This is a genomic window from Salinivibrio sp. VYel1 (genome assembly GCF_009377945.1).
Classification (GTDB): domain Bacteria; phylum Pseudomonadota; class Gammaproteobacteria; order Enterobacterales; family Vibrionaceae; genus Salinivibrio; species Salinivibrio siamensis.
Genome location: NZ_RSAM01000003.1, coordinates 28,389 through 50,385 on the forward strand (window position 1 = coordinate 28,389; position 21,997 = coordinate 50,385).

Annotated in this window: 18 protein-coding genes; 2 read left to right on the forward strand and 16 right to left on the reverse strand. The window is 51.0% G+C overall.

Annotation, left to right across the window (positions count from 1 at the left end):
* Positions 1–58 precede the first annotated feature (58 nt).
* The 6 genes from EHW58_RS04005 to ffh form a co-directional block, all read right to left on the reverse strand.
* The gene (locus EHW58_RS04005) at positions 59–1,483 is read right to left on the reverse strand and encodes a carbon starvation protein A (protein ID WP_046074126.1); all 1,425 of its coding nucleotides are present in this window, start codon (positions 1,481–1,483) and stop codon (positions 59–61) included.
* A 214-nt stretch (positions 1,484–1,697) separates the two neighbouring features.
* The gene (gene rplS, locus EHW58_RS04010) at positions 1,698–2,051 is read right to left on the reverse strand and encodes a 50S ribosomal protein L19 (RefSeq protein ID WP_046074125.1); all 354 of its coding nucleotides are present in this window, start codon (positions 2,049–2,051) and stop codon (positions 1,698–1,700) included.
* A gap of 28 nt (positions 2,052–2,079) precedes the next feature.
* Positions 2,080–2,835, reverse strand: a complete 756-nt coding sequence (gene trmD / locus EHW58_RS04015; RefSeq protein WP_046074124.1) for a tRNA (guanosine(37)-N1)-methyltransferase TrmD — start codon at positions 2,833–2,835, stop codon at positions 2,080–2,082.
* A 25-nt stretch (positions 2,836–2,860) separates the two neighbouring features.
* The gene (rimM, locus tag EHW58_RS04020; RefSeq protein ID WP_077666533.1) at positions 2,861–3,388 is read right to left on the reverse strand and encodes a ribosome maturation factor RimM; all 528 of its coding nucleotides are present in this window, start codon (positions 3,386–3,388) and stop codon (positions 2,861–2,863) included.
* Positions 3,389–3,416: 28 nt separating this feature from the next.
* Positions 3,417–3,665, reverse strand: coding sequence for a 30S ribosomal protein S16 (rpsP, locus tag EHW58_RS04025; RefSeq protein ID WP_046074122.1), 249 nt, complete (start codon positions 3,663–3,665; stop codon positions 3,417–3,419).
* 205 nt (positions 3,666–3,870) lie between these two features.
* A complete protein-coding gene (gene ffh, locus EHW58_RS04030) occupies positions 3,871–5,253 on the reverse strand; it encodes a signal recognition particle protein (RefSeq protein WP_046074121.1) in 1,383 nt (460 codons plus the stop codon).
* 181 nt (positions 5,254–5,434) lie between these two features.
* On the opposite strand from ffh, the gene EHW58_RS04035 reads away from it, so the two are divergent.
* Together EHW58_RS04035 and EHW58_RS04040 are read left to right on the forward strand one after the other, a co-directional pair.
* A complete protein-coding gene (locus EHW58_RS04035) occupies positions 5,435–6,232 on the forward strand; it encodes an inner membrane protein YpjD (protein WP_152794917.1) in 798 nt (265 codons plus the stop codon).
* Between the two features lie 101 nt (positions 6,233–6,333).
* On the forward strand, positions 6,334–7,620 hold the full coding sequence (locus EHW58_RS04040; RefSeq protein WP_046074119.1) for an HlyC/CorC family transporter: 1,287 nt from the start codon (positions 6,334–6,336) through the stop codon (positions 7,618–7,620).
* A 149-nt stretch (positions 7,621–7,769) separates the two neighbouring features.
* Here EHW58_RS04040 and EHW58_RS04045 read toward each other — a convergent pair whose 3' ends face one another.
* From EHW58_RS04045 to oadA, 10 genes are all read right to left on the reverse strand, one after another.
* Positions 7,770–10,325, reverse strand: coding sequence for a LuxQ periplasmic sensor domain-containing protein (locus EHW58_RS04045; RefSeq protein ID WP_152794920.1), 2,556 nt, complete (start codon positions 10,323–10,325; stop codon positions 7,770–7,772).
* 3 nt (positions 10,326–10,328) lie between these two features.
* Positions 10,329–11,375 carry a substrate-binding domain-containing protein gene (locus tag EHW58_RS04050; RefSeq protein ID WP_152795094.1) on the reverse strand — a complete coding sequence of 349 codons (1,047 nt, stop codon included), beginning with the start codon at positions 11,373–11,375 and terminating at the stop codon, positions 10,329–10,331.
* Between the two features lie 303 nt (positions 11,376–11,678).
* A complete protein-coding gene (luxS, locus tag EHW58_RS04055) occupies positions 11,679–12,197 on the reverse strand; it encodes an S-ribosylhomocysteine lyase (protein WP_046074117.1) in 519 nt (172 codons plus the stop codon).
* 29 nt (positions 12,198–12,226) lie between these two features.
* The gene (locus EHW58_RS04060) at positions 12,227–12,844 is read right to left on the reverse strand and encodes a hypothetical protein (RefSeq protein WP_152794922.1); all 618 of its coding nucleotides are present in this window, start codon (positions 12,842–12,844) and stop codon (positions 12,227–12,229) included.
* Between the two features lie 14 nt (positions 12,845–12,858).
* On the reverse strand, positions 12,859–14,436 hold the full coding sequence (gene gshA / locus EHW58_RS04065; protein WP_152794924.1) for a glutamate--cysteine ligase: 1,578 nt from the start codon (positions 14,434–14,436) through the stop codon (positions 12,859–12,861).
* Between the two features lie 97 nt (positions 14,437–14,533).
* Positions 14,534–17,383 (reverse strand): pitrilysin family protein, encoded by a 2,850-nt coding sequence (locus EHW58_RS04070; protein ID WP_077578926.1) that lies wholly within the window; start codon positions 17,381–17,383, stop codon positions 14,534–14,536.
* 10 nt (positions 17,384–17,393) lie between these two features.
* Positions 17,394–17,816 carry a YqaA family protein gene (locus tag EHW58_RS04075; RefSeq protein ID WP_152794926.1) on the reverse strand — a complete coding sequence of 141 codons (423 nt, stop codon included), beginning with the start codon at positions 17,814–17,816 and terminating at the stop codon, positions 17,394–17,396.
* Positions 17,817–17,909: 93 nt separating this feature from the next.
* Positions 17,910–18,866 (reverse strand): NADP-dependent oxidoreductase, encoded by a 957-nt coding sequence (locus EHW58_RS04080; RefSeq protein ID WP_077606151.1) that lies wholly within the window; start codon positions 18,864–18,866, stop codon positions 17,910–17,912.
* A gap of 183 nt (positions 18,867–19,049) precedes the next feature.
* Positions 19,050–20,180: a sodium ion-translocating decarboxylase subunit beta gene (locus tag EHW58_RS04085; RefSeq protein WP_152794928.1), complete on the reverse strand. Its 1,131-nt coding sequence runs from the start codon at positions 20,178–20,180 to the stop codon at positions 19,050–19,052.
* Positions 20,181–20,189: 9 nt separating this feature from the next.
* Positions 20,190–21,980, reverse strand: a complete 1,791-nt coding sequence (gene oadA, locus EHW58_RS04090) for a sodium-extruding oxaloacetate decarboxylase subunit alpha (protein WP_046074110.1) — start codon at positions 21,978–21,980, stop codon at positions 20,190–20,192.
* Between the last annotated feature and the right edge of the window lie 17 nt (positions 21,981–21,997).

Sequence of the window (21,997 nt, forward strand, 5' to 3'; positions counted from 1 at the left end):
CATTTAGATAAAAATCAATCCATGGGCATACACGCTAGTCGCTCTGATGACATGACCATCATTTCTCATCCGCGATCAACTGTGGATTCGGTTTGTAGCCGACAAAGAAAGCGATAGTGGCAGCAATTGTCGCCCCCACGCCGATGATGGTAGCGATATTCATCGGTAGGCTAAACCCGATTTCAGCGTTAGCTAAGTAGGTAACAGTCACTGCGGTCATAAACATCGCCGGAATCGTGCACACCCAGTGCAACTTATCACGTTTAATCAGGTAAGCCGCCGCAGCCCATAGCATGATCATCGCGGTGGTTTGGTTGGCCCAGCCGAAGTAACGCCAAATCACGCCAAACTCCGCTTTGGTGATCAAAAAGCCCACCACAAACATGGGGATTGCAATCATCAGGCGCTTCACCATTGGTTTTTGCTGAATTTTCAGAAAGTCGGCGATAATCAGACGCGCAGAGCGGAAAGCGGTATCACCCGAGGTAATCGGCAGCACTATCACGCCTAAGACCGCCATAATGCCTCCCACGGTGCCAAGTAGCGAGGTAGAAACCTCATGCACCACCGCAGCCGGGCCACCGTTAGCCAGCGTTTGATTAAGCGCCTCACTCGACTCATAGAAGCTCAAGCCCAGGCTACACCAGATAAGTGCAATCACACCTTCACCGATCATCGCGCCGTAGAAGATAAAACGCCCTGACTTTTCATTTTGCATGCAGCGCGCCATCAATGGCGACTGGGTGGCATGGAAGCCGGATACTGCTCCACAAGCGATAGTAATAAACAGCAATGGCCACAGTGGTAGATCAGTTGGGTGGAAGTTAGTCGCAAAGTCTAGCCCTTGGCTGTAGAAGCTGTGATCGCTCACGGCCAAGCCGATAATCAAGCCGACCGACATAAAGACAAGCAAGGCACCAAACACGGGATAAAAACGGCCGATGATTTTATCAATGGGTACCACTGTCGCCAGCACATAATAGGCAAAGATAATACCCACCCACATCGCCACGCTCATCTCTGACAAGCTACCCAACAACTTGGCGGGACCGAGCACAAATACCACTCCGACCAACATCAAGAGCAACACCGCAAAGAAGTTCATAAAATGTTTAGCGAAGTTACCCAGATGCTCGCCGACCACAGAAGGCACAGAAGCGCCATTTGCGCGGACACTTAGCATGCCTGAGAAATAATCATGGACAGCCCCCGCAAAAATGCAGCCAAACACAATCCACAACATGGCTACAGGACCGTACAAGGCACCGAGAATCGGGCCAAAGATGGGACCTAACCCAGCAATATTCAAAAGCTGAATCAGGTAGACTTTTTTGTCCGACAGCGGCACATAATCCACGCCATCGTTCATGCTCATGGCCGGTGTCGCTTTTTGCGGCTTAGGCCCAAAGATTTTGGTAATGAAGGTGCCGTAAGTGAAATAGCCCACAATCAAGGTCACCACGCATAATAAAAACCAGGACATCGCTGTTCTCCGTGTCGTTAGCAGCTAAGCTGTCAATCTTTTAGTAGGGTACAGATGTCATTTTGCCTACATGGCCGCCACATTCATCTGCTTTGTCGGTGAGTGGTCGCATGGCCGAATAAACGGTTGTAAGAGCGGTTAAGCGGTTAGTTGAGGACAATAAAAAAGCCCGTCCAAGTGGACGGGCTTTTTGAGCAATAAACGCCGAGGGCGATTACTTCTTGTTAAGACGCTCTTTGATTCGAGCTGACTTACCAGAACGCTCACGCAGGTAGTACAGTTTGGCACGACGTACTGCACCGCGACGTTTAACAGTAATGCTGTCGATAACTGGCGAATGGATTTGGAAAGTACGCTCTACACCTTCACCGCTTGATACTTTACGTACGGTAAATGCAGTGTGTAGACCACGGTTGCGCTTAGCGATAACCACACCTTCATATGGCTGCAGACGCTCACGGTTACCTTCTTTTACTTTAAGCTGTACCAGGACAGTGTCACCTGCTTGAAACTCAGGCAGGTCTTTTTTCATTTGCTCTTCTTCGAGCTGCTTGATGATGTTACTCATTGTTTATAACCCTAGAATAAACTGAAACTCAATTTGATTCGGCACTTGCACGGTGTTCTTTTATGAACTCGGCAAGTAGTGATTCCTGTTCGTCAGTCAGAGCTAGGTTTTCCAGGAGCTCTGGTCGTCGTAGCCAAGTGCGACCTAGCGATTGCTTTAATCGCCAGCGACGAATGTCCTTGTGATTGCCGGATTTTAGCACCTCTGGTACCCCCAACCCGTCTAACACTTCTGGACGTGTGTAGTGTGGACAGTCTAACAACCCGTTAGCAAAGGAGTCTTCCTCTGCTGACGCCATGTCGCCGAGTACACCCGGTACAAACCGAGCAACCGCGTCCACCAGCGTCATTGCGGGCAGCTCGCCCCCACTGAGCACAAAATCTCCCACTGACCATTCTTCGTCTACATGGGTTTGAATAATGCGCTCATCTACCCCTTCATACCGGCCGCAAATCAAAATAAGTTTGTCATTGCTAGCCAGTGATTCAACCCCCGCTTGGTCGAGCTTGCGCCCTTGCGGAGAGAGGTAAACCACTTTCGCTTTATCGCCTGCGGCATGTTTGGCAGCGTGAATAGCATCGCGCAACGGCTCAACCATCATCAACATACCGGGGCCACCGCCGTAGGGTCGATCATCAACCGTACGGTGTCTGTCGTGGGTGAAATCACGCGGATTCCACGTTTCGACGTTTAACAGCCCTTTTTTTACCGCTTGGCCCGTGACTCCAAAATCAGTGACCGCTCGGAACATTTCAGGAAACAGGCTAATAATGCCAACCCACATATTTCCGCTCGCTTACCGTTGGAGTTTAAAAACCAGGATCCCAGTCAACTTCGATCCGTTGAGCAGTGCGATCAATTGACTTGATAACCTGCTCTTCAAGGAACGGAATTAAGCGTTCCTTTTTGCCAAAAGCATCTTTGAGGTTGGCTTTGACGACAAGTACGTCGTTAGAGCCGGTTTCGAGCATGTCAGTCACCGTACCGAGGTGGTAGCCTTTCGCATTCACCACGTCCATGCCAAACAGCTCACGCCAATAAAACTCTTCATCTGATAAAGCAGGCAGCGACTCAGTCCCTACTGCAATCTCAGCATTGGTCAGCATCTGCGCGTCTTCGCGCTGATCCAGCCCTTTGAGCTTGGCAACATACCCCTTGTTGTGGCGTTTCCAGTCTTCTAACTCGAAACGTTGCCACTGCCCGCGCACCTGGATAAACCAAGGAGAGTAGGCAAAAATGCTCTCAGCTTCTTCAGTGTAAGAAAAAATCTTGAGCCAGCCACGAATACCGTATGACGCGCCTAGCTTGCCAACCACGATAGTATCTTGCTCACTCATTTCTTCTTTTAACCCTGACACTGGAGACTTACGCTGCTTTCGCGGCGTCTTTAACTAGCTTAGCCACACGGTCAGAAACCGTTGCGCCTTCGCTAACCCAGTGGTTTACGCGATCCAGGTCAAGGCGTAGTTTCTCTTCCTGGCCTTGAGCTACAGGGTTAAAGAAACCGATTTTTTCGATGAAGCGACCGTCGCGCGCCTGGCGGCTGTCAGCTACAACGATTTGATAAAATGGGCGTTTTTTCGCGCCATGACGTGCCAAACGAATGGTTACCATATCGTCCTCATTTGCATTACTTAATAAAATTGGCCCCGTTTCGCGTAAGCAATGCGGGGCCTCGTGCCAAAATAAAGCTCGGGAATTTTACTCTTTATTGCTGTGAATGCAACTGGTTTAGTCAAATTTCCACCAGTTGTCCCAAGCCTCACAGCGAGTTGATCTGCCTGCCAGCACTGGGCTGACAGGCAAGTCCGCTATCTGATTAGCCCATGAATCCGCCAGGCCCACCTGGGCCACCACCCGGTGGCATCATGCCTTTCATTTGGCGCATCATGTTGCGCATGCCACCTTTTTGCATCTTCTTCATCATTTTCTGCATTTGGGTAAACTGCTTAAGAAGACGGTTCACGTCCTGTACTTGGGTACCTGAACCCGCAGCAATCCGCTTTTTACGCGACCCTTTGATAATTTCTGGACGCTGGCGCTCACGGGGTGTCATCGAGTTGATGATCGCTTCCATCTGCAAGAACATTTTATCATCAACGTTATCTTTCACGTTGTCGGGCACATTCGACATCCCAGGCAACTTATCCATCATGCCCATCATGCCACCCATGCCCTTCATCTGCTCAAGCTGGTCGCGAAAATCGGCCAAGTCGAAGCCTTTTTTCTGCTTAAACTTCTTGGCCATTTTCTCGGCTTTGTCTTTATCGACATTACGCTCGAGATCTTCGATAAGCGACAAGACATCGCCCATCCCTAAGATACGGGATGCCACCCGGTCAGGATGGAAAGGCTCCAGTGCGTCGGTTTTTTCACCCACACCCAGGAATTTGATCGGCTTGCCGGTGATATGGCGCACCGATAATGCCGCACCGCCACGGGCATCACCATCAACTTTGGTCAATACCACACCCGTTAACGCCAACGCGTCATTAAAGGCTTTGGCGGTATTTGCCGCATCTTGACCTGTCATCGCGTCAACCACGAACAAGGTCTCTACTGGGTTGACCGCACTATGAACGTCCTTGATCTCGTCCATCATGGCGTCGTCAACGTGCAAGCGACCCGCGGTATCGACAATCACCACGTCGTAGAACTTCAGCTTGCCGTGATCAACCGCCGCTTTGGCAATATCAACGGGATTTTGGTCAGCACTCGAGGGGAAGAAATCCACCCCGACTTCACCCGCCAAGGTTTCCAGCTGTTTAATCGCCGCAGGGCGATACACGTCCGCAGACACCACCAAGACTTTCTTTTTTTCTTGCTCGGTAAGCATCTTACCCAGCTTGCCCACACTGGTGGTTTTACCCGCCCCTTGCAAGCCTGCCATCAAAATCACTGCGGGCGGCTGGGCCGCGAGATCCAATTTTTCATTGGCATCGCCCATCACCGCTTCCAACTCGGCTTGGACAATCTTGATAAATTCCTGCCCTGGGGTCAGGCTTTTAGACACTTCAATGCCAACGGCGCGTTCTTTGACGCGTTTGACAAAATCACGAACCACAGGGAGCGCGACATCGGCTTCCAGCAGCGCCATACGCACTTCGCGTAGGGTCTCTTTGATATTGTCTTCCGTTAACCGACCACGGCCGCTCACATTTTTGAGCGTCCGGGATAAACGTTCTGATAAGTTTTCAAACATGCGTTACTCGCCCACTCGTCCTATTGGCCCATGATTTTTCATCTGGGTGCAATCGCTGTCGCGAAATTACTGAGATTATACCGCAATCCCCCCATCGCTTGCATGTATCGATAGCGACGAAGATTGAGGCAAGGTATACTCACACCTTCATTCTTATTGATTAACTGACTGATCGGTGACGATGGAAATTCTGACAGCCTTATTCGCATCAATGCTTTATCTGGCCGCCATTTTGCAGATCATCCCCGGCTTGTCCAGCAACAATCAAATTAGTGCGAAGCCGGTCTTTTTCACCGCCGTGGCTGCGCTGGCGCTGCATGCTTATTTGTTAAAAGACCTGATTTTATCCGGCACAGGACAGAATCTTAGCATGCTCAACGTCGCCTCCTTGGTGAGTTTTATCATTGCGATGATGACCACAGGGCTAATTTTTCGATTGCGGCTGTGGTTCTTGCTCCCGGTGGTTTATGCCTTCGCTGGGCTAAACTTGGCGAGCGCGACCCTGCTGCCCGGTGCCTTTATTACCCATCTCGAATCGCACCCAGAGGTGCTATTGCACATTTTTCTGGCGCTGTTCGCCTATTCAACCTTGATGATCGCTACGCTCTATGCGCTGCAGTTGGCCTGGTTGGATTATCAACTCAAACATAAAAAACGCCAGGTCATTAATCACAATGTCCCTCCTTTAATGATGGTGGAAAGACAGCTTTTCAACATCATTTTGGTGGGTCAGGTACTATTAACCTTCACTCTAATGACAGGATTTATTTTTGTCGATGATATGTTCGCGCAAGGGAAAGCGCACAAAGCCTTCCTTTCTATGGCCGCTTGGGTCGTGTATGGCGTTCTCCTTTGGGGGCATTATCAATCAGGCTGGCGTGGACGCCGGGTGGTCTGGTTTAGTATTGTGGGCGCTTTTCTACTCACTTTAGCCTATTTTGGCAGCCGTTTTGTCCGTGAGATTCTGATCGCGGGTTAAGGCAGCGCGCGCATCACAGAGGGCAACCGGCCCCAGCGCGTGACGGTAGTATACACTCGAGCATAGGCTCTGATTTTAAAACAAACGTAAGGAACAGTTCGTTGGACGACATATCGACGGGAATTTTAATTTCCCTTTTGGTATTGCTTATCGTCATTTCCGGTTATTTTTCCGGGTCTGAGACAGGCATGATGGCCCTTAACCGCTACCGGTTACGCCACCTTTCTAAATCAGGCCATAGCGGCGCTAAGCGGGTCGAAAAACTGCTCACTCGGCCAGACCGATTGATTGGGCTTATCCTGATCGGCAATAACCTGGTAAATATTCTTGCCTCGTCAATCGCGACCGTATTGGGGTTGCGTCTTTATGGCGATGCCGGTATTGCGATCGCCACCGGGGTACTGACGATGGTGATTTTGGTCTTCGCTGAGGTTACCCCTAAAACCCTCGCCGCCCTCTACCCGGAACGGGTCTCTTTTATCAGCAGTTTTGTACTGACCATTCTGATGAAAGTGTTCTATCCGTTGGTCAGCTTGGTGAACTTTATTACCAATGGCTTTTTACGGATACTGGGATTAGGCGCCAAGGCGGATGGCAAAGACAGCTTAAGCACCGAGGAGCTGCGCACGATTGTTAATGAGGCAGGGAGTCTGATCCCTCGCCGTCACCAGCATATGCTGCTGTCGATTCTTGAGCTAGAAGAAGTGACCGTGGATGACATTATGGTACCCCGTAATGAAATCACCGGGATCAATATCAATGATGACTGGAAGTCGATCATGCGCCAATTCACTCATGCTCCGCATGGACGGATGGTACTCTATCGCGACACCATCGACGAAGTCGTTGGCATGCTGCGCGTGCGCAAAGCGTACCGCTTAATGGTTGAGAAAAACGAATTTAACAAAGAAACGCTGCTTCGTGCCGCCGACGAGGTTTACTTCATTCCTGAAGGCACACCACTGAACGTGCAAATGCTGAAGTTCCAGCGCAATAAGCAACGTATTGGTTTGGTCGTTGACGAATATGGCGACATGATAGGTTTGGTGACCTTGGAAGATATTCTCGAAGAGATCGTGGGTGAATTTACAACATCATTGTCTCCAAGCTTGGCAGAAGAAATCACACCATTGACCGACGGTGGGTATCTGATTGAGGGCAGCGCCAATATTCGCGACTTGAATAAGAGCCTTAATTGGGCTTTACCAACCGATGGGCCGCGCACCCTCAATGGGCTCATCCTCGAACATTTGGAAGATATCCCTAACAACCGCTTAAGCGTGGAGATTGATGGCCACCATATTGAAATTGTCGATGTCGCAGACAATATGATTAAGCAAGTGAAGGTGTTGCCGGCTAAGCAACCACAAGCGAGTGTAAACAGCTAGTTGGGCACCTTCGCATCAGCCATATCACGGCACTAGCACGCTGAAAAAGCCATGCCATGAGATTAACGCACAAAAAAGGTGGGGTACTCCCCACTTTTTTGTGCTTGGCCCTTTTTAGGCCATCACCTGATCGCCCGTTACCACTGCCATCATGAAGAGCTGTTTTCCGTACAGGTATAATGCCGTAATGCTTCAATAAAGCTGGCCTCTTTGATCGGTTTCACAATCACATAGTCGGCACCTGCTTGATAAAAAGCCTCATGAACGTGACCGTACGCATCGGCCGTGCACGCATAAATGGGGACATCGAGGCCCAACGTTTTACGAATCGCTTTTGTCGCATCAATGCCGCCAAGCTTCGGCATATGATTGTCCATTAATACCAGATCATAATGCGCTTGTTGGAGACGCTCGAGGGCCTGCTCCCCATCTTTTACCCAATCAACATCAATCTGGTATTTTTTGCAAAAGGCTTGAGCCACCATGGCATTGATTTTGTTATCCTCGACCAGCAGCAACCGCTCTATGCCCAAAGACGCGGGGTCAAAAGGGTCGGCCTCTACGGTTTGCGCCGGTTTAGCGTGTGTCACAGCCACAGGCACAGTGACCATAAAGCGGCTACCTTTATCCGGCTCACTGGTCACATCAATCTCTCCCCCGAGCAAGTCGAGTAAGCTTTTCACGATAGATAAGCCCAAGCCACTGCCTCCGTATGTGCGCGTGACGCTGGAATCGGCTTGTACAAAGGGATCAAACAAGGATGATAGCGCTTGTTGGTTCATCCCCACCCCCGTGTCACTAACCTCTATATGTAAGCGTGTTTGCTCACCCGACTCGACTAATTTGATGGTCATCCCCACCTTGCCAACATGGGTAAACTTCACCGCATTGCTCATCAAGTTGAACAGGATCTGAGTCAGACGTGATTGATCAGAGCACACCATGGTGTCATCGGCGACGGGAGCATCAATGGTCAATGCAATTTGTTTGCTCTCACAAATCGGGGTATAGATATTCTCAACCGTGCGAATCATGTCGTGCAGATAAAAGTCGCCGTGCTCGATAGTCATCTTTCCTTGTTCAATTTTGGAAAGATCAAGCACATCATTTAACACAGTAAGTAAGTGCTCACCACTTTGATAGAGACTCCCTAGCAGCTCTTTTTGCTCTTTTTCTTTCGCCTTATCACTCAATATCTGGGTTATACCTAAGATACCATTGAGCGGCGTTCGAATTTCATGGCTCATCTTAGCCAAGAACTCAGACTTGGCACGGGCAGAGGCTTCTGCCGCCTCTTTAGCGCGTTGGCTTTGTTGCTCCGCCTCAATCAAAGAAGTGATTTCTTGCCCCTGCCCAATCACCGCTTTCACTTGGTTGTCGACCATTAACGGCGCTAAGTTCCAACGGTAAACTCGACGATCAATCTCGATATTCACCCCTTTTAAAATCGTCCCGTTTAATGCGCGTTGTAGGTGAGGGGTAATCGCATACATAAACTGGTCGTAGAGCCAACTAGAGGCATGGATTTGCTCGTCATAGTTAAGCTTTAGTTTGGCCGCGGGGTTAATACGTGTGATATCAAAGTGGGTGTCCCAAACGATGATGGGCGACAAGGCATAGTCAAACAGGTCTTGTAGGGAGCGCTCTTTTTCATACAAGGCATCAAATGTGGACTCCAGCGTCTTACCGATATGGTTAAACTCTTCAATATCCGAGCCCGCAAAAGGCAAGGTGCGCTGTCGCGAGCGCGCGCCTTGGGTATAACGCATCAATTTTTCCAATGAATCCGCGATGCGCGTTTGCACAAATCGGTTAACCCAGATCGCTGCCACGATAATCACCATCGTGGTCAGCAGCAGGTTAATCCCCATTTGCCGTTGCAGTGCCACCACATTGTCATTTTGCTGTGCCGACAACAGAGCAATTTTTGAAGGCTCACCGGCGATGCGTAACTTGGCTTGGCTCACCAAATAGTGGCGAAACGCCTGGCTCTCTCCTGGCGAGGGCAGCGTAAGGTCGCGACCAATCTCATCGTTGCTGCTCAGCGTCGAAGCGAGAGTGACATTATCTGCAGACAACCACACCGCTTGCGTGCCACTGGCGCGCTGCAAACTTTTGACAAACGAGAAGTTGCCATTAAGCATCACCACCACATATAAGTAGCCCCCCAACTTGCCGTTAGATTGAAACACAATCGGTGTGCGTCGCATTAACAGGTAGCTCTGCTCCATCTCTGTGGTGATGGTGGTTAACGCCCACCGATTAATCCCCCTTAACTGGAGGCGTAGCTGCTCTAACTGCTCACGATCAATACCATGAAAGAGGCTGCTACCGTCATGCCACAGCACCCGATCGTCTTTGGCGATAAAGCGGAAATCGGGGGTGTTGGCCACGTCTTGTTGCTCTTGTTCGATAAAATAGTCATCCAACGCCGCGCTGTTCTCATTCGCCACCATTGACTGCAGTGTCACACTCGCCGCATTGGTATTTTGATGAATTTGCAACGAGGTCAGGCGACTATCAAACACATTTTGCAACAGGCGAGACGTCTGCGTCAGCGTGCGGGTGATTTCTTGATTAATCCCCGCCAACGTCAGCTGATAACTCTGTATATACACCCCGGCCGTCACAAAGAGGAAGAAGACCACAATCAAACGGGTCAGTAATTGAGACAGTGACAGCTTCGGCGATCCCGATATGGCCATTTTTTAGTCCGAATACCTAAATGCTTTTTTCTTAAGTGCCTCTATTCGCTTGGGATCATCGTAGCGAGTGACCACTTCAAACCGCCCAGAATAGACCACAGGCACAGGTTGATGCTCAATGTCACGTTTGATCGCCTCGGCCATGGCGATACCTGTATCATCATTCATTCTCATCACAGTCACATCAAGTTGACCGGCGGCAATCGCGTCAAGCTCTGCTGAGCCACCTCCCCAGCCATTGAGTCCAACCGTGTCACGGCCTAGCTCATCGAGGGCCTGGACAGCGCCAAACGCGACGTCGGTTGCACACGCATAAATAAAGTCGAGCGTTGGATTATTGTTTAGCATCGCTTTGGCCGCCTGGTAACCCGACTCTCGGTCACCCTTGGTGTAATAGGCAGACAGCAAGTTGCTATCAGCGTGCGAGCTCATGGCTTCAATAAAGGTATCTCCCCGTGCATCACTGACATAACCTTGCGAAAAATAAAGCACCGAATAATTCACGCCTTCAGGATATCGCTCTTGGTAATAGGTTGCCAATGCACGGCTACCACGTTGGTGATCAAACCCCACATATAAGAATGGTTGATTATCTTGCCACGCTTTTACGGGCGTGGTGATGTTTTGCAAAATAAGCTTGGTTTTGTTCTGGGATAACACATGGTTAATAAACTTACGATGGCGCACACTGTTCAAGGTAAAAATGAGGTAATCGGCCCCATCACGCAGCGCCGCATACAACGAGGCACTTTGTTCACGAATATCGGTATTGGGGCGCGTCGTGACTTGTTGGAGCTGGTAAGGGATATTAAGTGCATTCAGCCGCCGCTCGAAGGCACGTACGTTACGTTGCCAGTAATCGGATATTTGCTCGCCTGGCACCACCACAGAGATTTTTATTGGCTCCATGGCACCTAAAAAAGGCACCGGCTCTGCTTGTACCTGAGCGTCCAATTCGGTGGTTAAGCTTTTTTGCTCAGGGTGCAGGGCAAGGTACTCATCGTAAGACCAAAAGCCATTGAGTGATCCGTGGGCACTGGACATCACCATCAGCAAGGTGAGCCCAGTCAACCAACGGAAAAAACGGATCGCGTCATTTAGGTGTCTGGTGCGTAAACTCACTTTTATCCCACAGCCTTTTTGTTTCCAAGTCAGTGTCAGCTTAGCGAAACCCGTGCACGGACGCAGCGAGAAAAGCGAGAAGCGTGCTTGATGAGGCAAAAAAGATGCAACAAAGCCTACACTTCCCAGGCATTTATCTAGCAATCAAGACAAAAAAGGGAGAAAGCCATGAATACCAAGAAAAACGGCAGCCCAATAAGGACTGCCGTTAACGTTCAAGACAGTGGCGCACTAGTCAACGCGCAACGTTTGTAGCATGGACTCAGGTAAGGAAAGATCATCGTTTTTATTCACGGTCACCCCTGCATCTATGATGGCTCGCGCGATATCTTTTGCCTCGCTGAGTGAGTGCATCTCATACGTCCCGCATTGATACTCGTTGAGCTCAGGGATCTTGTCTTGCGATGGCACAACCAGCACATCTTCCATCGCCAGTTCCCATGCTTTCGCCACCTCAGGCTCTTGGGGCTCCCCAATCAGGCTCATGTAGAAGCCAGTACGACACCCCATAGGAGAGATATCAATGATCTCGACCTTATCGCTGTTAAGGTGCTTACGCATAAAGCCGGCAAACAGGTGCTCGAGCGTGTGGATCCCTTTTTCCGTCAAGTGCTCTTCGTTAGGGCGACAAAAACGAAGATCAAAAACGGTAATCGTATCACCGCTGGGTGTTTGCATCGTTTTGGCGATCCGCACTGCTGGCGCATGCATACGTGTATGATCAACCGTAAAACTATCTAGTAGTGGCATCTTACCTCCTTTATTCCTCGCAGTGCCCCTTAAAATGGCCACCAGCTCAGATTATCCTCGAGTCGTTGTCGGCAACCTTTTAGCTGCCAACCGTAGTCCTTTGCTTGTTGTTCGACTTTACGCGCCACGCGTTTTAACCCGGGTTTCCCCTCAAACGAGCCGCGCTGAAATCCACCTCTACCTTCATGGTAAGCCAAATACTGGCGATACACATCCCATTTAGACACCCCGAGTTGGCGGTAGGTTGCATCGGTATACCAACCAATAAACTGCAACGCATCGGCAAAGTCAGTGCGGGAGCCGCCATTGTCTGTGGCTTTTTGATAATCAGACCAAGCCGGGTCTTGCGCCTGCGCATAGCCATAGGCACTGCTAACACGCCCCCACGGCAAGATGCCTAACACATAATCACGGGGTGGCAGGGCATCATGCACAAACGCGCTCTCTTGCTTGACGAACGCCATGGGCACTTGGATGGGCGTTCCCCAATCCGCTTCCATCTCAACCGCTGCTTCAAACCAATCTGGGTGTTGGTCGAAAATCTCACAGAGGTTATTGGGATTATCCGGTGGTGGCGTGGCACATCCTGATACCATCACCACGGTGAAAAATGCGCCAATATGACGGAAAAAGCGCTTCCTGCTCATCGTCGTCCGTCCAATTACCAGCTTTCGGCCATGGGCACGTCTTTAAAATAAGCATTCAAAAAAGCTTCAAAGCTTTGTGTATCGCTTTCTTCGACCGCTTTTTGACGCGCGACGCTCTCTTTGGCTTCTTGTAAAAACTCGGCATCACTGTGGATCTTGTAAGACACATCCGCTAGCGCCGCTTTATGGTCACGGGCAAGGCCTAGCCCTAGGCCGCCGATACCGCCTTGCGCGATCACGTCTGCCAGAACACGACCAGATAGCGTGAGTTCTGGGTTATCAAAACAGGCGATCATTTTATCACATACGGTTTCATAGCGATGGTCGTCGACCGCGCGATCCATGACTTTCGCCAACTGCTTAAGCTCACCCATCACTTGTAACCCCCACTCTGCTTGCGTCAGGGTCTCGCCCTCACATCCTGTTGTTAGGGTTAATCTTGGTTTGCGGCCTTCGAGTACAATCTTGTTCCAATTGTCACGCCAGCAATTGAGTTCAGGGTCGGTCATCGGCTCAGAAGGCGATAACGCACACCAGGAGACAAAGAGATCAAGAAAATGGATCTGATCCTCCTCAATCCCCACCGGGCTGTATGGGTTGACGTCCAAAGAGCGCACCTCAATGTACTCGACACCGCCTCGCTCAAGCGCTTCGGTCGGCTTTTCACCGCTGTCGGCATTCCGTTTGGGGCGTATAGGCGCATAGAGCTCGTTTTCAATTTGCAGCACATTGGTGTTGAGCTGACGATACGTATCGCCATCACGAATACCTAGCTTGGCAAACGCCTGTGAGGGAGTACGAATCGCGCTTCTTAAACCTTCAAGGTATTGTTCTAGGGTGTTAAAACCAATTTTCAGATCCGCTTGCGCATTATTGGTATACCCTAAATCACTCAAGCGCAGCGACGTTGCATAGGGTAAGTAACACGTACCTGACGGCATATGCTCAAAGGGCAACTGGCTTTGCGCATGCTTGATAAACGAGCCACATAACGCAGGTGACGCACCAAATAGATAAGGGATCATCCAACCATGGCGATAATAATTACGAATAAGATCAAAGTAACCTTGGGTGACTGACGCTTGGCTTACCGTGTCTGAGTGGTACAGATGCTGCCAAAATGTCTCAGGCAAAGAGATGTTAAAATGCACCCCTGAGATCACTTGCATCACACTGCCATAGCGATGCTTGAGCCCTTGGCGATACAAGGTCTTCATCCGCCCAATATTTGAGCTGCCGTATTGCGCTAAGGTGATATCGTCTTCGGATGCCACCACGCACGGCATTGACATAGGCCACAACTGTTCGTCACTCATTTGCTGATAGGTAAAGCGATGGATATCCTGCAACTCATCCAGCATCCCTTTCACCGACGTGTTAACAGGCGTAATAAATTCCAACAGTGATTCAGCAAAATCCGTCGTGATCCAACGGTGTGTCAGCGCGGATCCAAGTGTCTCTGGATGCGCCGTCTGCGCTAAATGGCCTGCTGGCGTAATGCGTAATGCCTCGCGCTCCAATCCGCGGCCAATCCCCTTTAATGCATCTGGGTTTTGCGCTAAACGCGCTAACCGTTGGGTAAAGTCAGTCAAAATGTATCTCTTATTTTTTTAAGCTGCGTGGCGGTCAATATAAACAAGCTATTACTCAAAAGCCATCACGCAGCGGAGTAAGTTTATCCAAATAGGCTTATCGGTAATCGAGCGCTAACGTGCGCACTGGCAAGCCAAGTTGACGTAAGCTATCACCAAGACGAGAAGCATCCCCGACCACAATAATTTGATAGTCGTTAGGATCAAACCAACGTGCCGCCTGGGCATTCAGCTGTTGCAATGAGATTGATTGCAATAAGGCTTTTTGTGCCTCTCGGTAGTTGTCGTCTAAATCAAAGGCTTCAATATGTGCTATCAAGCCTGCTTTTTCCCATGGCGTTTCATAACTCAGCGCATCACGCTGCCCACTCGATTGACGCAGATAGGCCAATTCTTGTGCCGAAAAGCCATTTTCTTGTGCATGCGCCATCTCTTGCCATAGCGCTTTAATCGCATCGTGCGTCGCATCAGCACGTACATCGGTACTGACTTCTATGGTGCCTGTCTGCCGGCCTCCATAAACACCACTGTGCGCACCATAGGTATAACCTTTATCTTGACGCAAGTTTTGATTCAGGCGCGCATTAAAATTGCCCCCTAAATTAAAGTTGGCCAAGCGGGTTTTAAACATCGGGCCGGTGGCATCGTATGGCATACCATGGCGCACCATACGAATACTGGTTTGTGGGGCTTGCGGTTTATCTACCAGCCAAATTTGTGCCTGGTCGTAGTCTTTCGGGACAGCACGCGCCACCTGAGCCGTAGGCTGCGTTTGCGCTTGCCACGGTGTGATCCGGTTAGCGAGATTGATCGCATGCTCACGAGAAAGGTCGCCCACCACAATCAATTGGCTGCCTCGCAATACGTAGTGCTGGCGATAGAAGTGTTTAACATCGTCAAGTGTCATCGCTGCAATATCTTCCGCGACGCCGCCCTCTGGCGCTCGGAAGGTGGCATCTTGATATAACAGCTGGTTTGTCGCTTGGCTGGCTAGCCAGCCTGCATCATCGGCGCGAGATGCCAGACCTTCCAACAACTGGGCTTTAACACGATCAAAATCTTCTTCTGCAAAGGTCGGCGCGCGCAAGGTTTTATTCACGAGTTTCAGGGTCTCACCCAGATGCTTTTTCAGTGATGTTACCGTGATTTGTGTATGGTAACTGTCCGCGTCGATATTGACTTGACTGCCCAGCTTGTCTAGGGCTCGAGTGAGCTCAGCAGCTGACATACCTGCCGCGCCCTCGGTCACCATGGTTGCCGTTAAGTTAGCGATACCTCGCTGATCGTTAGGCTCCATCAAGGTGCCGGCAGGTAAACGAAGCTGCAAGGTGACCGTGGGTGTCTCGCGACTCACTGTGCCTGCCAGATGCATCCCATTGTCCAAGTCGGCCCGATAAATGCGTGGCACATTAACCGTGACACTCCCATTAGGAGCCGGGATCTGGGTGCGATCGAAATTTTCTGGGGGTTCACGTCGTGCTAACGTGTCGTGCTGGCTTTGCGTCTGTGCCTGTTCATATTCTGGACGTTGATAGATAAAATTCGCGGGCGCAGCGACCAAGTCCGTCCGTCCAATAGGGACCACACTGGTGTTTACTGCGGGCTGATCTTTTATCCACTGCCGATAGCTTTCCATCACCTTGTCAGGGGTCACCGCATTCAGGCGTGAAAGGCGCTGATTCATACGGTTTGCATCACCGTAGAGCGTATAATCACTGGCCAGCTGTGAGACCTTACCGTCGACACTTTGTAGCGCAAAGATATTATCGGCTTCCACCATGGATTGGATTTGGTTGATATCCTCGTCACTGACGCCTTTTGCCTCAAACTGCGTCATGGTTTGCGCTAACAAGGTACGGATCTCAGCCAGAGATTGACCTTGGCGACCGACACCGTAGACCTCAAACGTACAAGCTAGCTCACCACACTGGTGCGATGCGCCTGCACTTAACAGCTGCCCCGTTTGTACCAGGGATTGATAAAGGACACTGTCACGCCCTTGCCCCAATACATTGGCCAGTACCCCCAGGCGCGTCGTGGTGTCCGTCTCAGGCACACTGGTAGGAAAGGTCATCACCAATACCGGTTGCGATACCTTATCTTCCAATGTCACAAAGCGAGAGCCGTCCAGCGTGACCGGTTGCGGTTTCGCCTCTGGTATTGATGGGCCTTGAGGAATATCACCAAAGTATTTTTTCACCCACGCTAAGGTTGTCTGAACATCAATGTCGCCACCAATGGTCAAGGTGGCATTGTTCGGCCCATACCAGCGCAGGAAGAATTGCTTGAGATCGCCAACATCGACACGGTTAAGGTCCTCAACATAACCAATCACCGGCCATGAGTATGGGTGACCCTCAGGGTAGAGTGCTTGATTAATGGTCTCGTTAACGCGGCCATACGGGACATTGTCTATCCGAAATGCCCGTTCGTTTTTCACCGTGTCACGCTGCACTTCAAATTTGCGCTGAGAGACCGCATCCAGCAAAAAGCCCATGCGATCAGATTCAAGCCAAAGGACACGCTCAAGCTCGTTGGCCGGTACGGTCTGGTAATACTGGGTGGTGTCGCGATTGGTCGAGCCATTGTTATAGCCCCCCACCTCTTTAATACGTTTTCCGTGATCATCTACGTGCTCAGAGCCTTCAAACATCATATGTTCAAAAAAATGCGCAAAGCCTGATTTTCCCGGCTCTTCTCGGGCAGAGCCCACATGGTAACGTACATCAACATTGACAAGAGGGTCGGAGTGATCCTCATGCAACAACACCGTCAGTCCATTATCTAATTCAAATTGCTGATACGGGACTTGCGCACTCCCTGGCGGAGGCGCGACGGTTTTAATCCAAGTGACGCCCTCAGGTGTTTGGGTTGGGGCTGAGCCAGTCAACTGGCATCCAGACAACACAGATAGAAAGAAAAACGTGGCAAGCAATAAACGTGGCATATGATAGTTCCTAACCCGCTACCCAACGGATTGAGATGACAATCACTAGGTAGCGCGATGCTTTTGCAACAAAGATAATCAGCCAGCACCAAGATTGCCGAAGGCGCAGCCAACCGGCAACCACGCAAAGCGGATCACCAACAATCGGTACCCAGCTTAATAGCAAGGCAGCATAACCATAGCGTTGCAGCCCAGCGAGCGCTCGGCGGTGCCATGATTGATGCGGTTGATAATCAGGCAGCCAACGCCCGATGGCGTAATTGGTCATGCCACCGAGTGTGTTGCCTACCGTGGCAATCGCCACAACGATCCCATCCGCGAATGAGTGCTGAGTTAATAAATACACCAAGTTGGCCTCAGAGCCACCTGGCAATAAGGTCGCACCTAAAAAGCTGGTGGCAAACAGCGTTGCCAGCAGCACCCAATCGTCCATTCGACCCCATGTATTATCATTGGTTCAGCGCGAACTCTCTACGACGCCACGGCCTCATCAACTCGACGAGAGCCGGAAGACGAAGCCCTGAGGTTAAGACGAAGGCATTTCCAACACACGTTTACCGCGAGTATGGCCTGCCTCGAGTGCGTAATGTGCCTGCGCGCCCTGCTCAAGCGGGTAGACCGCAGCGATATCGATCTTAAGTTCACCTTGGTCCAGCATATCGAGCAATCGCTGGGTCTGCCAAGTATTTGGATCAACCAACATACCTGTCGCCTTCAGCCCTCGCTCGGCAGCGGCGGAGGTAATGGTATCGCGCGTATTGGTGGGGACTGTGACGATACGCCCACCTGTTTTTAGGCTTGCTAATGCATCAATGGCGGTGTCTCCTCCCACCAAATCAATCACCAGATCAAATTCACCATTGCCGGTGGCCCAATGCGCTTGATGGTAATCGATCGGGGTCGCATCCAGTTGACGTAGAAAGGCATGATTGTTTTCAGAGGCAGTGGCATAAACCTGCGCCCCGAGACGCACGGCCAACTGCACCGCAAGGTGCCCGACGCCGCCGGCGCCCGCTAAAATCAATACTTTTTCATCACGCACCAGTTTGCCATGCTCAAGCGCTTGCCAAGCCGTCAGCCCAGCCAATGGCACTGCAGCGGCATCCACCATTGGCACACTTGGCGGTACTGTTGATAATAACCCGGCATCAGCGACCACATATTGGCTGTATCCCCCGCCTTCGGTCGGAAAGCCAATCATCCCAGCGACACGATCCCCAACATCAAACTTGCTTTCATTGGTGCCATTCGCCACCACAACACCTGCAACATCATAGCCAGGCACCCAAGGCAAATGATCGCGATTATGCTCAGCGGCCCAGCCGAGTCCGGCACGCGTTTTCGCATCAATGGGGTTAACGCCTGCAGCCTTCACTTGAATCAGCACCTGTTCTTCAGAGGGAGAAGGAATCGAACGGTTGACCGGGGTAAGTACCTCTGGTGCGCCAAATTCAGTGATTGCAAGAGAGAGATTGTTCGACATATTGACTCCTTTCGCATGCCATTGTGCTTATGCTGGCGTATACAGTAATGGTATTTGCCTTAACGAAGAGATTAAGCACAGAGCCATTGCAAAGCGTAAACCTCTAGTCTTAACAAAAAAAGCGGCAGACTCAATGCCTACCGCTATTTTCTTTTTATCTGCTTGGTGTCAAATCACTGACGGTTAGCCAACCAGCGCCAACAAAATACCGGCCGCCACCGCAGACCCCAGGACACCAGCCACATTTGGCCCCATCGCATGCATTAGTAAGAAGTTATGCGGGTTAGCATCCAATCCGACCTTGTTAACTACACGGGCCGCCATGGGAACCGCCGACACCCCAGCCGCACCAATCAATGGATTGATAGGGTCGCGGCTAAAGCGATTAAGGAGTTTAGCCATCAGTACACCTGTTCCCGTCCCGATGCTGAACGCGACTGCGCCCAATACCAAGATGCCTAGGGTTTCAAACTGGAGGAACTTGTCGGCTTCCAATTTGGAGCCCACAGCCAGACCGAGAAAAATGGTAACAATGTTGATCAGCTCATTCTGGGCAGTGCTCGATAAGCGATCCACCACGCCACACTCTCGCATCAAGTTACCGAGGCAGAACATACCAACCAGTGGCGTTGCCGAGGGCAAAAATAAGATGGTCATCATCAGTACCGCCAACGGAAACAGCACTTTCTCGGTTTTCGACACATGACGAAGTTGCTTCATCTCAATCTTGCGTTCACTTGCAGAGGTGAACAACTTCATGATCGGGGGCTGAATAATCGGTACCAATGCCATATAGCTGTACGCCGCCACGGCAATGGCCCCGAGCAAGTCCGGCGATAATCGACTGGCGAGGAAGATAGCCGTCGGCCCATCCGCACCACCAATGATCGCGATGGAGGCCGCATCTTGCAGGCTAAACGCCATGCCTGGCACCAAGTTAAGAAAAATGGCACCAAACAAAGTGGCAAAAATACCAAACTGTGCCGCCGCACCTAGCAACAAGGTGCGCGGGTTAGCAATCAGCGCGCCAAAATCGGTCATCGCCCCCACCCCCATAAAGATCAGGAGGGGGAACACGCCAGTATCAATCCCGACATGATAGACGTAGTAAAGCAGGCCGCCCGGCTCGTTAAAGCCCGCATTGGGAATATTCGCTAATATCGCCCCAAAACCGATAGGTAACAAAAGCAAGGGCTCAAAGCCGCGCCGAATCGCTAAAAAGAGTAATAGGCAGCCCACGGCAATCATTACAAGCTGTGGCCACTGGAAGTTTGCCAGTCCAGTTTCCGACCACAGGATCATTAATCCTTCCATGCTGCCCTCTTATCCTAAGTGCAATAACGGCATGCCAACGGTCACGGCATCGCCTTCTTTCACTTGTACATCTTGGACAGTGCCCGCATGGGCTGCCCGCACCTCGGTTTCCATCTTCATCGCTTCCAAAATGATTAGGACATCACCTTCCTGCACGTGCTCACCAGGGGTCACCATCACTTTAAAGATGTTGCCTGCCAAAGGTGCCGTTACCGGCTCAAGGTTGCTTGGTGCGGCTTGAGGGGCTGGCGCACTCGCCGACGCTGACACCTGACTCACTGGCTGAATGTCACCCAGCGCCCCATCTGGCCCTACATCTACCTGATAGACCTGGCCGTTAACACGCACACTATAGGTTTCCACGTCGCCACTGCCTGATGGCTGAGGAGCGGCGGACGCAGAGGCTGGCTCCCCGGTTGGTGCCGGTTCAAATGCTTCAGGGTTACCTCGGTTTTGTAAGAACTTCCATCCCACCTGCGGGAACAGGGCGTAAGTCAGCACATCATCAATGGTCTGCTCCGCCAAGGTGACATTCTCGGCCGCGGCTTTGTCGGTCAGTGTTTGGGTCAGGGCATCCATTTCCGGTGCCAGTTTATCGGCAGGACGACAAGTGATCGCCTCTTCGCCGTCTAACACGCGAGCCTGGAGGGTGGCATTAACCGGCGCGGGGGCTTTCCCATACTCCCCTTTCAAAAGGGCTGCCGTTTCTTTGGTAATGCTCTTGTAGCGCTCACCGGTTAGCACGTTAATGACCGACTGAGAGCCGACAATTTGCGAGGTCGGGGTGACTAAGGGGATATAGCCTAAATCTTCACGAACCCGAGGAATTTCCTCTAACACCTCGTCCATTTTGTCGGCCGCCCCCTGCTCTTTGAGCTGGCTCTCCATATTGGTCAGCATGCCACCGGGCACTTGTGCTATCAAAATACGTGAGTCGACCCCTTTGAGCTGCCCTTCAAATTGCGCGTACTTTTTGCGCACAGTACGGAAATAAGCCGCAATCGACTCTAGCTTGTTCAGATCAAGCTGCGTGTCACGCTCAGTGCCTTCGAGCATCGCCACCACGGTTTCCGTCGGCGTATGTCCGTATGTCTGGCTCATGGAAGAAATGGCAGTATCGAGTACATCCAAGCCTGCTTCAACCGCCTTGACGGCTGTGGCCGTCGATAGCCCCGTCGTCGCGTGGCAGTGCAAGGATAAGGGGATATCACAGGCTGCTTTGATGCGGCTTACAAGCTCGTGTGCTTCATAAGGTTTTAATAAACCAGACATGTCTTTAATGCATAACGAGTGGCAGCCAAGATCTTCCAACTGTTTGGCCAAATCTGTCCAAGTGTCCATGGTGTGCACTGGACTGGTGGTGTAGGAGATCGTGCCTTGCGCATGCGCACCGACATCCACCGCCGCCCCCACTGCTGCTTGGAAGTTACGGACATCATTCATGGCATCAAAAATTCGGAACACATCCATGCCATTTGCATGTGCGCGCTCGACAAATTTGTGCACCACATCATCAGCGTAGTGGCGATAACCTAACAGGTTCTGACCACGTAGCAGCATCTGCATCGGGGTATTTGGCATCGCTTTTTTGAGCTCTCGCAAGCGTACCCAAGGATCTTCACCCAGATAGCGAATACAAGCATCAAAGGTCGCCCCACCCCAGGTTTCCAATGACCAAAAACCAATTTGATCCAGCTCGGCAGCAATTGGCAACATATCGTCCAAACGCAGACGTGTGGCAAACAACGACTGATGGGCATCGCGCAATACCACATCGGTAATAGCTAACGGCGTAGACATAACAAACTCCTTTTTTA